Origin of the sequence: Vibrio chagasii (assembly GCF_024347355.1) — a bacterium.
Classification (GTDB): domain Bacteria; phylum Pseudomonadota; class Gammaproteobacteria; order Enterobacterales; family Vibrionaceae; genus Vibrio; species Vibrio chagasii.
In genome coordinates this window covers 632,406-648,089 of sequence record NZ_AP025466.1, presented here as the reverse complement: position 1 = coordinate 648,089, position 15,684 = coordinate 632,406, and the positions used below count along the sequence as shown (strand labels likewise).

16 protein-coding genes are annotated in these 15,684 nt (G+C 42.2%); 8 read left to right on the top strand and 8 right to left on the bottom strand.

From position 1 onward, the window contains the following. Nucleotides 1-317: 317 nt before the first annotated feature. The 3 genes from OCV52_RS18855 to OCV52_RS18845 form a co-directional block, all read right to left on the bottom strand. Nucleotides 318-848 (bottom strand): hypothetical protein, encoded by a 531-nt coding sequence (locus tag OCV52_RS18855; RefSeq protein WP_137407039.1) that lies wholly within the window; start codon nt 846-848, stop codon nt 318-320. Between the two features lie 282 nt (nt 849-1,130). Further along, nucleotides 1,131-3,074 (bottom strand): putative bifunctional diguanylate cyclase/phosphodiesterase, encoded by a 1,944-nt coding sequence (locus OCV52_RS18850; RefSeq protein ID WP_137407040.1) that lies wholly within the window; start codon nt 3,072-3,074, stop codon nt 1,131-1,133. A gap of 110 nt (nt 3,075-3,184) precedes the next feature. Beyond that, a complete protein-coding gene (locus tag OCV52_RS18845) occupies nt 3,185-3,742 on the bottom strand; it encodes a hypothetical protein (protein ID WP_137407041.1) in 558 nt (185 codons plus the stop codon). A 534-nt stretch (nt 3,743-4,276) separates the two neighbouring features. Here OCV52_RS18845 and OCV52_RS18840 point away from each other — a divergent pair. Both OCV52_RS18840 and OCV52_RS18835 read left to right on the top strand, forming a co-directional pair. Next, nucleotides 4,277-4,966, top strand: a complete 690-nt coding sequence (locus OCV52_RS18840; protein ID WP_008217338.1) for a response regulator transcription factor — start codon at nt 4,277-4,279, stop codon at nt 4,964-4,966. Further along, a complete protein-coding gene (locus OCV52_RS18835) occupies nt 4,959-6,308 on the top strand; it encodes a sensor histidine kinase (RefSeq protein ID WP_137407042.1) in 1,350 nt (449 codons plus the stop codon). The genes OCV52_RS18840 and OCV52_RS18835 overlap by 8 nt, the downstream gene beginning before the upstream one ends. Nucleotides 6,309-6,414: 106 nt before the next feature. Here the strand turns inward: OCV52_RS18835 and OCV52_RS18830 are convergent, their stop codons facing one another. Continuing rightward, nucleotides 6,415-6,951, bottom strand: a complete 537-nt coding sequence (locus OCV52_RS18830) for a GNAT family N-acetyltransferase (RefSeq protein WP_137407043.1) — start codon at nt 6,949-6,951, stop codon at nt 6,415-6,417. A 224-nt stretch (nt 6,952-7,175) separates the two neighbouring features. Here OCV52_RS18830 and OCV52_RS18825 point away from each other — a divergent pair, with 224 nt between their 5' ends. Next, on the top strand, nt 7,176-8,450 hold the full coding sequence (locus tag OCV52_RS18825) for an HD-GYP domain-containing protein (protein ID WP_137407044.1): 1,275 nt from the start codon (nt 7,176-7,178) through the stop codon (nt 8,448-8,450). A gap of 114 nt (nt 8,451-8,564) precedes the next feature. Beyond that, nucleotides 8,565-8,867, top strand: coding sequence for a hypothetical protein (locus OCV52_RS18820; protein WP_233090489.1), 303 nt, complete (start codon nt 8,565-8,567; stop codon nt 8,865-8,867). Between the two features lie 125 nt (nt 8,868-8,992). Here the strand turns inward: OCV52_RS18820 and OCV52_RS18815 are convergent, their stop codons facing one another. The 4 genes from OCV52_RS18815 to OCV52_RS18800 form a co-directional block, all read right to left on the bottom strand. After that, a complete protein-coding gene (locus OCV52_RS18815; protein ID WP_170222428.1) occupies nt 8,993-9,442 on the bottom strand; it encodes a PTS sugar transporter subunit IIA in 450 nt (149 codons plus the stop codon). Further along, entirely contained in the window at nt 9,439-10,695 is a 1,257-nt protein-coding gene (locus tag OCV52_RS18810; protein WP_004740069.1) for a PTS ascorbate transporter subunit IIC, read from the bottom strand. Before OCV52_RS18810 ends, OCV52_RS18815 begins: the two co-directional genes overlap by 4 nt. A 10-nt stretch (nt 10,696-10,705) precedes the next feature. Continuing rightward, complete coding sequence (locus OCV52_RS18805) at nt 10,706-10,975, bottom strand: PTS sugar transporter subunit IIB (RefSeq protein ID WP_004740070.1); 270 nt, start codon at nt 10,973-10,975, stop codon at nt 10,706-10,708. A 285-nt stretch (nt 10,976-11,260) separates the two neighbouring features. Next, nucleotides 11,261-11,737: a hypothetical protein gene (locus tag OCV52_RS18800; protein WP_137407099.1), complete on the bottom strand. Its 477-nt coding sequence runs from the start codon at nt 11,735-11,737 to the stop codon at nt 11,261-11,263. A 423-nt stretch (nt 11,738-12,160) separates the two neighbouring features. Here OCV52_RS18800 and OCV52_RS18795 point away from each other — a divergent pair, with 423 nt between their 5' ends. From OCV52_RS18795 to OCV52_RS18780, 4 genes are all read left to right on the top strand, one after another. Beyond that, a complete protein-coding gene (locus tag OCV52_RS18795) occupies nt 12,161-12,781 on the top strand; it encodes a YajG family lipoprotein (protein WP_137407047.1) in 621 nt (206 codons plus the stop codon). A 444-nt stretch (nt 12,782-13,225) separates the two neighbouring features. Next, nucleotides 13,226-14,434, top strand: coding sequence for a NupC/NupG family nucleoside CNT transporter (locus OCV52_RS18790; RefSeq protein ID WP_102422942.1), 1,209 nt, complete (start codon nt 13,226-13,228; stop codon nt 14,432-14,434). Between the two features lie 298 nt (nt 14,435-14,732). Then, the gene (locus OCV52_RS18785; RefSeq protein WP_137407048.1) at nt 14,733-15,002 is read left to right on the top strand and encodes a hypothetical protein; all 270 of its coding nucleotides are present in this window, start codon (nt 14,733-14,735) and stop codon (nt 15,000-15,002) included. Nucleotides 15,003-15,033: 31 nt separating this feature from the next. Beyond that, the gene (locus OCV52_RS18780) at nt 15,034-15,642 is read left to right on the top strand and encodes a class I SAM-dependent methyltransferase (protein ID WP_137407049.1); all 609 of its coding nucleotides are present in this window, start codon (nt 15,034-15,036) and stop codon (nt 15,640-15,642) included. The last annotated feature ends 42 nt before the right edge of the window (nt 15,643-15,684 follow it).

Sequence of the window (15,684 nt, the reverse complement as noted above, 5' to 3'; positions counted from 1 at the left end):
TAGATGCAAGTGTAAATTGTGATATTTATTCCATATTTGTTCTGATTTTGGTTGGTGTTTACACTCTATTTTGTTAGGACATATTTTTAATCGATATGAGTCAGGCTTGTATAATATCTAGTACTCAAATTAAACCTTGTTATATTAATGGTTTAAATCAAATTTCACCCTTATTGATTGCTTTACAAACAGAAAGCCCCTAATTAGGCAGGCTAATAGGAGCTTTTGTCGACTTTCTTTTGCGGACTTCCTTGTTAGGCTTTCTTTGAAGCCATTTATGGACAGCTTTTCTTTTTACATAAATGGAAAGCTAAAGGTTAGAAGTTGAAGCTTGCTGTAACACGTACGACATCTTCTTCGAATGGTTTGGTGCTACCTGAACCGTCGGGTACCATTGCTGAATCATTGATCTTTCCGTAATCGACCGTTAGACCTATCATACGCCAGTTCACTGTGGCACCCACTGAACCATAAACATTATCGATATTGATGTCGTTGAAAGAAGCGTTTCCCGATTCCACATCGGCATTTAAGTAGTTGATACCAACCTTAGGGATGATATCAAACTCGGCAATTTCAAATCGGTAGCCAATGTTTGAATATAAGCCCCATGCATCTTGTGAGTTTGGCTCGTCCAAATCTACCGCTTCCGTGCCTAATGAGAAGCCACCACCGACAACAATATTATTCGATAGGGCTTTACTATAGCCAAAGGTTGCTAGCTCTTGATTCCCAATAAATGTCACACCGGCTTCAATAGAGTTGTCGCGGTCACCTGCGAGTGCAGACAATGGTAAGCAAGCTGTAACTACAGCGAAGGCTGGTAAGACTAAGTGGTTCTTTTTCATGATTCTCTTTCTCATTTTGTATGGACGAAATCAGTCTACAAAATATCGAAGCTCAAATATGAGTCGCCAAAAGGTTACATTTGAGCTGAACAAAAATTGACATAAAAAGCGGGTAACTAACTGAAGTATTGAGACAAAGTCGAGATTTTATGAGTGAGAAGCATACTGCAGATGAGTGTGAATAGCTCGCATGTTCAAGCAGGTTGTTAGGCCAAATACACGATGCTTGAGCCGATACTCGTCACTATTGTTTACTTGCCATTTCAAGTGAGTAACATTGACTTATCGAAGGAATAAAAATTTGCTTTCGACTTCATTTGAAGGGATTGGTTTACTAAATAAGAACCCCTGTAGATATTGGTAACCACAGTCGACCAAGAAGTCCTTCTGCGTTTCTGTCTCAACACCTTCCGCGACCACTTTTAGCCCTAACTTGTCACAGATAGCTTGGGTTGCTTGAACAATGGCTTTGCTGCCTTTGTGTGACCCGTGCACAAAACTTTTATCAAGCTTAACGGTACTAATAGGTAGGTCATGCAACATAGATAGAGAAGAGTAACCAGTACCAAAATCATCCAGATGCAGCTCCACACCCAACTTGGCAATGTCGCACAACGCTTGTCTAACTTCACCATGTTTGAAAATCATGGATGACTCAGTGATCTCAAGGGCGATACTCTGAGGCTGGATATTGTAGAAGTTGAGCATTGCAGATAGTTGGTCTGCAAAGGTTGCATGCATTTGAATACTGGAGATATTGATACTCATCATTAGCTGGTTATCAAATTTTCTGTGCCAAATGGATAGCTGCTTAAGTGCGGAGTTGAGCACCCACTTTCCAAGCGGAACAATCTGACCTGTTTCTTCTGCTAGAGCGATAAACTCGTCAGGTCTAATGTCTCCTAAATCTTTATCTGACCAGCGTAGCAGTGCTTCAAACCCTTTCACTTTATCACTGTTGGTATTCATGATTGGTTGGTAGTGCAGTGCAAGATCTTCATTCTCTAGAGCGCGAGCTAAACGATGGCGAATTTCTACTTTTCGATGAAGTGCACGAGCTAAGCTAGGGGTGAAAGTTTGGAAGCGGTTACGTCCGTTAGCTTTTGCCATATGCATTGCCATGCCCGCTTGTTTGAGTAATGACTCTTGGTCTATGGCATTATCTGGAAAGTTTGCAGTACCTATGCTGCAACCCACAGACAGAGTACCAATACCACTGATGTGAAAACTTCGGTTTAATGCATCAATAATGCGTGTGCAAAGCAGTGGGATGTTTTGGTTTCGACATGCGTGAGCAATCACGATGAACTCATCGCCACCAAAGCGACCAATCATGCAGGTTTCATCAACTAGTTGTTTTAGGCGCTCACCGACTTGTTTTAGTAGCTGGTCTCCCACGCTATGCCCATAGGTGTCATTGACGAGCTTAAAGCCATCAAGGTCAACAAACATCAACTCAAAAGGAGAGCGGTAGGCAATACTGGTTTGTAGTAAGTTGGTGATCCCTCTGCGGTTATGAAGCTCTGTTAAGCAATCGTGCTCCGCGTTGTACCTAGCTTTTATCAGCTTTTCTTTTTGCTTGGTGGTACAGGTTAGGTCTAACAGTAGCTCACTCTTGTCGAACAGCCACTTACCTTGAACGTCAAAGTGATGGGTTTTGTCACCTATGGTACAGCTCACTTCTTCTAGGATCTCTTGCCCTGTTCGTGCTGAAAATAGCCAATGGGCTGCAGTTTCTTCGCTGGAAAGAAAATCGGAGAGGGTGGTAAATGGTGAACCATAGTTTTGGTTAAACGCGGAGTTAGTACTTACTATCTTACCTGAGCGGTCAAATAGTAGAGAAAGGTTCGCTCCGTCTGAGAAAGCGAGATCCTGCTTAAGACTGCCTTCTTCGGCAACAAATTGAACTAACATGCCCGTTCGAGCATCAGGTAAAGGGATACCAGAAAACTGGCATAGTGCGCGCTTGGCTATGTATTTGGGGGCGAAGTTCCACCATGTTTTGATGCTTTCACCACGTAGAAATTGTCTTTGATACTCTTCGAGAGTCGCCTCTATTGCCTTTGACATCTCGACACTAAAGTCGCGTGACGTCAGTTCAAACAAAGATTCCGCCTCCCACAAAGGAAGAGCACTTTGGTTTGCCCATGTGATTCTTTTGTTATCGATGTCATATATCCAAATAGGACACTTTAGGTACTCGAAAGATTGATAACTTGTCATCATGCTGGACTCTACGTGAGGAAGTTTTAGTTGGATGCCACCGAGCAGGCAGCCTACTTCGGTGACTTATTAATACAAATCAAACCCTCTCCATATTATTGAGAAAGGTGTGTTTATAGGTTTAATGAGCGGATGATCTTGGTCACTTTCCCTTGCGGAGTTGTCTCGATGATATAGCCTTTTTTATCATCGAAGATTTCACCATCAATAAAATGCCATCCATTTGGTTTCTTTATGATTTCCTTAGGGAAGTTCTCATCAAACATAGAATGATTTGGATAGACCGTTTCGATAGCTTCAAATAGGAGTTGCGCTTGGTCTTGATTCGCTAGGGTGAAGTCTTCTTTTAAGCACATGGTTAATTCAGGCAGTGGCTGAGTCGTAAACGGTTCAGTAACGGTACCTAATCCCCCTTTTTGTGAGTAGAAACGGTATGAGCCTGAACTGCTTTCACTGCCATCTGGAGACTTGATATAAGGCGTTGCACTGTAGAACTCACAATCAAAGACCATTTTTTGAATAATGCTGCTTTGCGGAGCGACCTGAATATCAATCCAAGAACTCACCTGAGATTGAATCTTTTTTATCGTTTCTTGCTTATCAGTATCAGCAAATAATTGTGCTGAAAATAAAGCAGACGTAGCCAGTAACAATGGAAGCGGTTTATTCATTTTAAGAGGGTCCCTCTAAGGAGTGATTAAATGACAAATTACAAAGCGATCTATTGATTTTGTGAATGTTACTTGAAGTGGTAATGACTTTATAGGAAGGAATGGGGGAGAGAAAAAGGAAAGTGCTGATGAGTGATGCAGGTAATCGGTTTCCTTTAGTGGTCAGTCGAACTTTCTGGTTTTTTTATCTAAATGGAGTTTATTCCTTGGTTTTATAAACTGAGGTGTAACAGGTTGAAAGATGGTTGATTTGATTGTTTTTTGTAAACAATTTTAATGTAAGTGTGGGTAAGAAAATAAAGCAAGTGTAAGCGATTAGGATGGGATACGTCATTAAATGCAATCGGTGTCATTTTGCGGAGCCTATATAAATCGGAGCTTACAGACGACCTGGTGTCTGATTTTGTAAACGTAGATGTACAAATATGATTACTATGTTTTGCGTACGGTAAAGTGTTGACTCTAATAACAATATTGATGATATATGACCAGTATATATACTGCCCACGCTTTTAATAAATACTGGTGATAGATATGTCGAAAACCAAAGTACTCATTGTCGAAGATGACCAAGAGATCGCTCGCTTAACCACACTCTACCTAGAAGCAGAAGGGTATGAAGTGAGCGTCGTTCATGAGGGAAACTTGGCACTTGAAGCTATCCGAAGTATTGAACCTGATTTAGTGCTATTGGACCTTATGCTACCAGGTATGAGTGGCGCACAAATCTGCCGAGAGGCTCGTGAGTTTTACAATGGAATGATCTTAGTGCTGACTGCCTCTGCAGATGAAATGAGTGAAGTAAGCTTATTTAAGTTCGGTGCTGATGATTATGTGGCTAAGCCGATACGAGGGCATGCATTGCTGGCCCGAATCGAAGCTCTGTTGAGACGTGCAACGCCGGTTACAACAACGGTGGAAACGGTGTCAGAAAACCAGTGTGAGATCGTCATCAATAGCGCAGCCCAAAGTGCCACTTTATACGGACAAAACTTGAAACTCACATCCGCAGAGTTTGAGATTTTGAACCTTCTTGTTAAGAATGTTTGCCAAGTCGTTACCCGTGACCAATGTTGCCAGCTATTTCGAGGAATAGATTACGCGTTTAACGATCGTTCGATTGATATGCGTGTATCAGGTTTACGCCGAAAGCTGCGCGTTCACGCAAAAGACAAACAGTTAATACGCACGGTACGTAATAAGGGGTACATGCTGGTTGCTTAAATTTATTAAAGAGAGGCTTCGCTCTGTTTCGATGTTTGCTCGGCTCTACCTTGGTATTGTTACAGGGATGTCGACGACAATCTTTTTGTTCCTACACCTTGGTGAAGGACATATGCGAAGAACAGAGATTGAGACTTTTCTCAATGATGGGTTGTACTTTGTTGAACAGTATATCCTGCATCGCGACAAAGAAGATTCGCTCTACAAGGAACTCGATAGAACAGGTCACCAACAGTTTTTTATTTTCAATTTACGCCTGTTAGAGAATTGGTCGGGAGAACCTCCTTGTCAACGATGTGAGTTGCATACCATCTTAAACGGTGTGCCTATTTACCTCAGCGAAAACAATTTGTACTCGGCTGTGTACCAACTGCCGAATTCCAAGTTTAGCTTTGCATTTTGTGAAGTCGGGGATTTCTTTTCTCCTGAAATTGAATGGTATGAGGATTCAGAGCGGCATTTTTTACTTGGACTTCTGCTCGCGGTCATCATTGCGATTGGAGCTAGTGTTTACTTACCGGTTAGGGGCTTTCAAGAGAGGATTGAGTCGTTAGTTGAGAAGCAGAAACAGTTTGGTAAAGGTAAACTGAGTACGCGTTCTGAGACTGAATATATTCATCCTGTTTCCGAGTTGGCTAGCAGTTTTAATTGCATGGCTGAAGAGATAGAAAGTAAGGTGAAAGAGAGCCATATATTTGCTCAAGCCATTCCCCATGAAGTTCGCACGCCGTTGAGCCGAATACAGTTAGCGACTGACATACTGAGACGAGGAGCGCCTGAGCAGCATCAAGCACTTTTCGATGATATCGATACCTATGTCGACGATATCAACGAACTCACATCAGAGATCATTATGCTCTCGAAGTTGAATGTTATGGACAATTCCTTCTTCGAGTTGGTGAAAGTAAGAGCGAGCTTACTTGAATATTGTTTAGACCGGATTCGATATTCTGAGTTGGACAATGTGACCTTTGAATCAAAGGTGAATCAAGACAGCACGATAAAGTGTGATTGCTCCATGGCTCGCTTAGTGTTTGATAACATCCTTAAGAATGCTGGCAACTATACTAAAGACCACGTTTGGCTGACTTTAGATGAAAACTCAGAAAGCTGGTTAGTAGTCGTTGAGGACAATGGGCCTGGTATTCCAGAGGAGCGTCGTGATGAAGTCTTTGTTCCATTTTCTCGATTAGACTCAAGCAGAAGCGCTTCAACCGGTGGTTTTGGATTGGGGCTTGCCATTGCCAACTCTGCGGCTAAGAAGTTAGGTTGGAGTATCAAGATCGATGGTAGCAGTCATGGTGGGGCTAAATTTACGATTGTAATTGCTAAGGCGGCTTAACCGTTATTTATCTTTATTGAATCTACACTCGTTTAGGAAAAACAAAAGCCATGGTTTGAACTGACACCGATTAGTTCAAACCGTGGTTTTTTTTAACCGGAAACGGCTACTGTTTTGAACGGTGAAGACCATAGATTGCGTGGTCAACGATACGACCGTTCAAGTTCTCGCTACGTGTAATGATGCCTTCTAAATTGAATTGTAAGCGCTCACAAACCTTGCGGCTGCTTTGGTTCTCAACGGCGGCAGATATTTCAACTTTCTCTATATCTAACTCATTGAAAGCTATATCAATCAGCTTTTTAACTACACGCGTTACAATTCCCCTTCCTTGGTATGGTTCAGACAGCCAATAACCTATCGTTACTTTTTGCATATCATGATCAATGGTATTGAAACTACAGTTACCAACGATGTTGTCTTGGTACACGATGGCACAGGTCATGCTTTTACCTTCTGCGTAATCGTGTAATGAGCGCTGCACGAAGAGCCTAAAATCTTGTTCGGTTTTACAATGTGGCGGCCATGCAAGCCACTGACTTAAATACTCATTTTGACTTTGTGAGATTTCCGCGTAGTGAGAGGCGAAACGTTCTTCAACCAAAGCAATGGACAATTCGTCATCGATAACTGTTTTAAACATGCATTTCCTTTTTTTGACGGTTCAGTTGGATGGATCTTAGTCGGCAAAACATAATGTCGCCTGTTTTTTAATATGCAACCATTTGTAGCACGATTTTTCCGTGATACGTTAGATCTATCACGAAACTCATTAAACCTTACATTAGTTGTGTATATAAACATTAACTATGCATTAGTATTGGCAGCCTAAATATATAAGAACAATAAAAATTCTAGGCTTAAGTAATGAATCAACACTGCCAAGACGTAACCGTAGACCTTAGAAAGGCTCTATTCGGTATAGCTAAGGCGCTTGATAACGTAGGTTTTGAAAGCAAAAATCATGGGCAACGAGTCGGTTATATCGCTTACCGCTGTGCCCTTAGTGTGGGCTGGGAAGAGGAACAAGCACAGCTTGCGTTCTCGTTGGGGCTCATTCACGATTGTGGTGTATCCCAAGTTGATGAACAGCTCAGTTTGGTCTCAGGTTTTGTTCCTGACTCCACCCACCACCATTGTCAGAAAGGCTATCAAATATTAAAAGAGTGTCCCGTACTTTCGATATTCTCTAAACCAGTGCTTTACCATCATACTCCTTGGGTGGAGCTTAAAGCGTTACCTATTAGTGAATTAGAGAAAGAACTGGCCGCGATTGTCATGCTTGCCGATAGGGTTGACTATCTCTATGGCATCACCTCTTCCGATCGCTATGGCAACCTCACCCCAGATGGAAAAGCGAGCATTATCGAACGTTTGACTGAACAAGCGGACGAGATGTTCGAAACCAACCTTGTGCAACATATGTGTGAGCTTGTCGACTTGGATGATTTCTGGTTCTCGATGGAGATCCCTTACATTGAAAACATGAGGGATAACTTTGAGCCCGTGCCTTTCTTTTCTCAACAGATGTCGTTGGATGAAACGGTCGCTTTTGCAGAGTTTATTGCCAATGTGGTGGATACCAAGAGCTCGTTTACCTTTAAGCATTCGTTGAAGGTGGGGCAGCTTTCAGAGTATTTAGCTAAGCAACTGGGTTACTCATATACAACGCAGCGTAAGCTCTATTTAGCAGGGTTAGTACATGATATCGGTAAGCTGCAAACGCCAAGTGATATCCTCCACAAACCAGACTTACTCACTGATGAGGAGTATTGCTGTATTAAGCGCCATGCAACGGATACAAGGTTCGCACTACAAGAGTTGTTCAGTTCACCTCAGATTTGTGAGTGGGCGTCGAATCATCATGAAAGGCTAGACGGTTCTGGTTATCCAATGGGTAAAACAGCAGAAGAACTGGATCAGCCCAGTCGAATTGTAGCGGTTGTCGACGTGTTCCAAGCATTGACACAGTCTCGTCCGTATCGAAAGGGAATGACACTGGAAGAGGCGATGGCGATTTTGACTGAGCATGTTGAGAACCATAAGCTCGACCGTGAAGTGTTTGAGTGTTTGAAGAAGCACGCTCAGTATTGTTTTGAGCTATCGACTGATAAGTGGGCTTACCCGATTTACGAAACGTGAGGATCTTGGAGTCGTTTCAATCCCTTCTCATTTTATTCATGGCGCTTACGATAACTTACAGTGATTGAGCAAGGCTACTGATATGGTTGTAAAAACCATTAAAGGAATAGGCTGTTGAGAACGAAAATCATACTGCTAGCTTTGGTTGCCGCCTTATCAGGTTGTATGGATGAAGGTGGCTACGATGAAGCCGGTTTGGAACAACTAGTCGATCGACAAACGAACATTGAAGATGTGACTGATCGATTAGGTCAGCCTGATCAGGTCATCAACAGTGATGGATCGGTTGCTTATATTTATGAATATGAGCGCGATCTTCTCGCTTTTACGTTTTATAACGGAGAGTTGTTGTTCAAGGAAAGAGCCGCTAACGACGGTCTTTATGATTTTAAGATGATTAAACTAAGCGTTCAGTAAACGGTAAGTACAATCAATCGAGTTTGATGATCAACGGACATCGACTAAACAGAGACAGAAAAGCGATAGCCGAGGCTATCGCTTTTTATTTGGGGGCTTATTCGCTCAGGAGCACTGTAGCGAGGTTAGTATCGCTTTAAGATCTCGATGATCTCTTGCTCTGTTTCTGCAGCGATAATGGCATCAATGTCATCATCATTTTGGAACAGCTCAGATAGCGCCATGATGGTATGGATATGGCTATCTGAATCCATTGCCGCCAGAGTGATGGAAAGGTAAACGTCACCGTTATCTTCCGACTCTAAATCAACACCTTTTTTGAATATTGTCACCTGTAGTGATGCTTCGTTTACGCCGTCTTCAGGGCGAGCATGAGGCATTGCAATCTTTGGAGCTAGAACATAGTACGCGCCAATGTCCTTGTGCTTTTGTTTGATGGCTTCAACGTAGCTTGCTTCAATCTTGTTGCTCGCTAGCAGTGTTGAACATGTCACATCAATCGCAGCATCAACCGTTAGGTTTTCTTCAGAGTTGATGATAACGCCTTGGTTACCGACTAAATCGAATAAACTCATGAAACAATCCACCCTAGAATCAGACCAACCACACCGAAGTCGAAGTCAGCAAATGTTGTTGCTTCTAGGCCAAGTCCGCCAAGAACAGGAAGCAGTAGCATAGGCAAGAAAGAGATACATAGGCCTTGAGTGAATGAACCTAGAATCGCACCACGTAGACCGCCAGTTGCGTTACCGTAAACGCCCGCTGCACCACCTACGAAGAAGTGAGGAACAACGCCCGCTACAATAATTGTCCAGCCAAGTGCGCCTTGTACTGCCATTGCTAGTAGGCCAGCAGCGAAAGAACAAAGGAAGCCAATAAGTACCGCGTTTGGTGCTACAGGGAATACCATAGGGCAGTCTAGAGCCGGTTTTGCACCCGGTACTAGCTTGTCTGAGATACCTTTAAATGCAGGAACGATTTCAGCAATCAACATCTTCACACCTTGCAGTACGATGTAAACACCGCCGGCAAACACAAGAGACTGCATGAATGTGAACACAACCCAGTTTTGACCATTTGAAACGGTTTCTACGAACTCACCGCCAGCGACAATCGAAGCAAACATGAAGAAGATTGCCATGGTTGTTGCTACTGCGACAGGCGTGTCACGTAGGAACATTAGGCTCTTAGGCACATTGATGTCTTCAGTTGTTTTCGACGTGTCACCAAACTTGCTACCAATGAAACCAGATACCAGGTATGAGAATGTTGAGAAGTGACCCATCGCTAGTTGATCGGTACCCATTACTTTCTCTGTGTATTTCTGAGCAAGTGCAGGCATGATGACCATCAGTGAACCCACAATGATCGAACCAATTGCGACTAAAGCCGTGCCCTGAATGTTCGCTGTAGACAGGATAACTGCAACCAGCATAGACATGAACATTGTGTGGTGACCCGTTAAGAAAATATATTTTAGAGGTGTTAAACGAGCCAATAAAATATTCACAACGAATGCGAAGAACATAATTAGAGCCATTTCATAACCGAATGCTTCTTGTGCTAACGCCACAATTGCTTCGTTATTTGGAATAACACCACTTACGCCGAATGCTTCAGTAAATACTACTGAGAAGTTATTTAGAGCACCAACTAAGGCACCAGCACCAAAACCTAAAATTAGGAAACCCATTACGGTTTTAATTGTGCCTTTAAGAATGGTAGAAATATCTGCTTTCTGTGCAACCAAGCCAATGAAAGCAATTAAACCCACCATGATTGCTGGCTCTTTTAATAAGCCAAGCATAAACTCGAAAAAGTTTTGCATAATTTTGACCTTACATGAAAGTTTTTAGTTGTTCTTCGATTGATGCTTTGTCAAAAATATTTTGTAGACTGATGATGTTTTCTTTACCAGCTTCTTTTAGTTGATTCGCAACGTCAGTTGCAGCAACCCAGATATCCGCAGTGCTTGATGCTGCAGAAGATAGATCTTCGTGATCAACTTCAGCTTCAAAACCAATTTTCTTAGCCACATCTTTCACTGCCATTTCCATCATTAGAGAAGTACCAAGGCCGTTACCGCAAACTACAAGAATCTTTTTCATAATATTTGTCTCGATTGGATTTTAAGGTTTGAGAAACTTCGTTCTCTTATTGTGTGGGAGCATATTAATGGAAATACCGAGATTTCAGTAATACTTGCGTCACAAAGTCAAAATGATATTGTGACGCAGATCTCGTTAAGTTGCGCGAGAAATTCAGAGTGGGATCTTGATCAAATTAAGTTCTCACTTGAATATGCAACGTCTTTTATTTAGAGAGGGAGGAGGATCTTTATTTGGATATTAGAATATGAATCTTGAAAGGTTTAGCAAAGATCAAATATTGAATTAATCGTATCTGCCGTAATCAGTAAGCATTTTCTTAAGCATGCTATTAACGTCTTTAGTCTTTTTACTTCTTTTAGTTAACTGGCTTAGAGAAGTTGGTTTTGATGCTTCAAGTTTATCTTCATCAATATCTTCAACTTTGTCTTTCATTTTTTGTACTGCTGGCAATAGCATTCTAATTTCTTCATTGTCAGCATTTTTTAACACAACAATATTTTCAGACTCAACTTGAGTAATGGTTAATATTCCGTGTTTAACCGATTCAACCTGTTCGCCAATCATAATTGAATCAGGAGCAACCGAACGATCAGTTAGTTGACCTGTACGTAATTTAGCCGCACTGATAGCTCGAATATTTCCGGTGTTTTCAAACGCAACGATAACAGTATGAGTATTATAATATTCAACTACTGTCACATAACCGTGTCTATTTGTTTTGAATTTAGCTCCAATGTTCATATCGTGCGGAGCTTCCATTTTCTTCACGTGTTTCCTCTCTTAGTCTCAAAGGCTGTTATATCTGATCAGCTCTATTAGTATTTTATAGATATTATTTGGTGAGATACCTATAAAGTATATACGCATCTAAACTTAAGATGAATCTTGAAGTCACGGTAAATGAGGTAGAGCACAGAAAACTGCTAATAATCACACAGAATTAACTAAGCGCTTACTTGGTGAGCTACATGGGTTGAACATATTTTGTTCACTTCATAACTCTCATTTACAAGGGCTTGTTAGTTAGCGTTTTATTGATTGATGAATCAATAAATTCGACCTGATGTGTGAGCTAATTTATAGAAATAAAGACTGTATAAATTATTGATTTTATGAATGTTTGCGGGGCGAGGCAATGTTTGTTAGAACAGCCTATTCAAAACAATAAAATAGGTAAATCTAATGAAAAAACTCGTCAGTTTGCTGCTCGCTGCAGTATCCCTAGGGCTTTCTGGCTGTGCAACAGTATTAACCGCAGAGCAGAGTGCGCCTCAACTCAACGAAGTCCCGCAAGAAAAAGCACTGACTATCGCTGTGATCGACAAGCGCCCTTATGTTCTTGATCACGACAAAGAGCCAAAGTTCGAAGGCATTATTCGTAGCTCATTAGGTATCCCTTATACCTACAACACGGCGACACAGCAGCCCATGTCTCAGTTTTTAAGCGACAGATTGGTAGCAGGTTTGAAACAACAGCAAGTAGCTGTTGAGTCGGTAGAAACGACACCGGAAGAGGATATCACCAAGGTCGCTGAGCAGATGAAAGCGTTCAACAATAAATCAATGATGTTCGTCTTGAATGAATGGAAGTATGACTTCCACGCGTTCACGGACAATTCTTGGTACAACGTTAATGTGATTATTTACGATGAAGCGGGCGAAAAGCTACTCAGCAAAAACTTCCAAGGCGAGAATGATGTGCCTGATGGCGGTGCAATCATCAATGAGATGCAACTTATCTATAAACAGCGCTTCGAAGAAATCTTCCAAGACACTGAAGTGAAAAGTGCATTGCTAAACTAATCACTTTTGTTTTCTATCATATTTTGAAAAAGCCACACTCTGTGGCTTTTTGTTTTAGTGTGACTTGTACTTATCCTATTTATTACTAACAAAGTGAATTATCGCGGTAATTAGTTCGTTTTGTATGTTTTATGACCGCGCGATCGTTTGCGTTAAAAAATGTGATGAAAGTCTCAATCATCTGTTTATACTTCTCTTCCGGTTTTAAGCCGGTGCTTAGCCAATACAAGCCGTCACATGGATATGTGAATGACCCCACGGACCGGACCAGCTACGTTCCACTGCTTGTATAAGGTGATTTTTTACATGAACAACTCGTTGTTACAGCCGCTAACTTTGTTAGCCCCTTCATCGCGTAGCGTTTTGCTTGCGGTTCTTTGTCCTGTTCCTTTGATGTCATTCGCTTGGCTCATGTTCACTCTATAAGGATTACTAGGACACATTATGAATATTCTATTTGGTTTTGTCGGTGTTATTGCACTGATTGCTTGCGCGTACCTGCTATCTGAAAGTCGTTCTTCGATTAACTGGAAAACGGTGACTCGTGCACTACTACTTCAAATCGGCTTCGCAGCTTTAGTTTTGTATTTCCCATGGGGACAGTTAGCGTTAACAAGTCTAAGTAATGGTGTTTCTAGCCTACTTGGTTTTGCTGACGCGGGTATTGCTTTCCTTTTCGGTGATCTTGCTACTGAAGGTTTCATTTTCGCGGTTCGCGTACTTCCAATCATTATCTTCTTCAGTGCTTTGATCTCTGCGCTTTATTACTTAGGCATCATGCAGAAAGTGATTCAAATCTTAGGTGGAGCGGTGCAAAAACTGCTTGGCACAAGTAAAGCTGAATCTCTGGTAGCGACTGGTAATATCTTCCTTTCTCAGGGTGAGTCTCCTCTTCTTATTCGTCCTTTTTTAAAGTCTATGACTCGTTCTGAACTGTTTGCTGTAATGGCAGGTGGTATGGCATCGGTAGCTGGTAGTGTGCTTGGTGGTTATGCAGGCTTGGGTGTTGAACTTAAATACCTCATTGCTGCTAGCTTCATGGCGGCTCCGGGTAGCTTGTTAATGGCGAAGATCATCGTTCCTGAACGTAGCACACCGAGTGACTATGACCACATTGAGCTAGATAAAGCTGACCAAAGCAACGTAATTGATGCATTGGCTAGCGGCGCGATGAACGGTATGAAGGTTGCGGTAGCCGTTGGTACGATGTTGATTGCATTTGTGAGTGTGATTGCCATGGTAAACACTGGCTTAGAAAGCCTAGGTGATACGTTCGGCTTTGCGGGTATCACGCTGCAAGCTATCTTCGGTTACCTATTCTCACCACTAGCATGGCTAATCGGTATTCCGAGTGATGAAGTATTAATGGCGGGTTCTTACATTGGTCAGAAGATCGTAATGAACGAGTTTGTTGCTTTCATCGACTTCGTTGAAAACAAAGCGCTACTGTCTGAACACAGCCAAGTGATTGTGACATTTGCATTGTGTGGCTTTGCTAACATCGGCTCTATTGCGATTCAACTGGGTTCTATCGGTGTAATGGCGCCAGAGCGTCGCGCAGAAGTAGCGAACCTAGGTTTGAAAGCAGTCGCTGCTGGTACGCTAGCAAACCTAATGAGTGCATGTTTAGCGGGTATCTTCATCCTGCTTTAATCTAGATTGAGCAAAAGCCTCTAGATTCAGTCAAAGCGGAGACCTTGTTTACGGAGTTTACGTAAGGAAGGTCTCCGCTTTTTTGTGGCTGTTACAAAGTCGAATGATATGAGGACTAGGTTTTTCGTGCTGTTATAGTGAGTGAAGCTTCACTCTGAAGAGTAATAGAGCAAGCCTCTTTTATCCTATATACTTGAATATTATTAGGTTGCGATTAGTGGTATGCGGTTTCGAGTAGCGATATTTGGTACCGATGAACAATAGTGGCAACCAAATTCAATAAATCAAAGGTCTTCCCATGAACATGCGCGTTCTCATTGGTCTTATCACCACCTTCATTGGCTTATTTGCAATGGTTTATCTTATTGCTGGTGGTGAACAATTTCCTATCTCTCAGTGGCCAAAAGAAGCTTATCTCGGTTTGGTATTTAGTGTTGTCTGGGGCGCGGGTGTAGCAGCATCGGCAGCGTACTTCTTTTCTGCACTGGGGTTCGTGACCGTTGCCGCGGTTTGCTATGCAATTGGCTACAAGATCGGTGGCTTACTTACTAACGACTCTGAAGCCTAGCTAGTCTGACTATGTGGTTGAGTTGCATGTAATGCATTGGCGCGATCGTTTTAAGGTGTATTGGTATCACCGAAAGCAAACCCATCGTTGGAAAGGGGACAAAGCAAAGTCTCTAGGTTGGACCAACGAAGAGAGCCAGTTGTGTCGCTTCGAAGTGATCGCGCGCGCTACAGACTTCGAGAAAAAAAGTGTTTTGGATTTAGGGTGTGGTTACGGAGATCTGTTTGAACTACTCGACAGCATTTATCGTCTCCAATCATACACAGGTGTTGACCAGCACTCTGGCTTCCTTAAAACGGCCAAGCAAAAATACACAGAAGATCGATGCCAATTTATTGCAGGTGACATGAGCAAGATGCCTCTTGAAACCCATGACGTGGTTATCGCTAGCGGTTCATTGAATTACATTTGTCGAGATTCTGATTACCTGACGAATATGATTACTCGGATGTTTGACCTAGCAAATCAAACCGTCATATTTAACCTTCTTAACTCTAGCCAGTACCCTTCGAGCAATACCTTGATGAGTTATCACCCCCAGGGCGTTTATCGCTTCTGTAAAACGCAGTGTGACGATGTCTCTTTGATTGAGGGTTACACCGAAGGTGATTTCACTATAGTGATGAACAAGGCTGTCTGAGCGTTTTAGCGTTATGCTTTGTCCGCGCTATTGATATGTGTC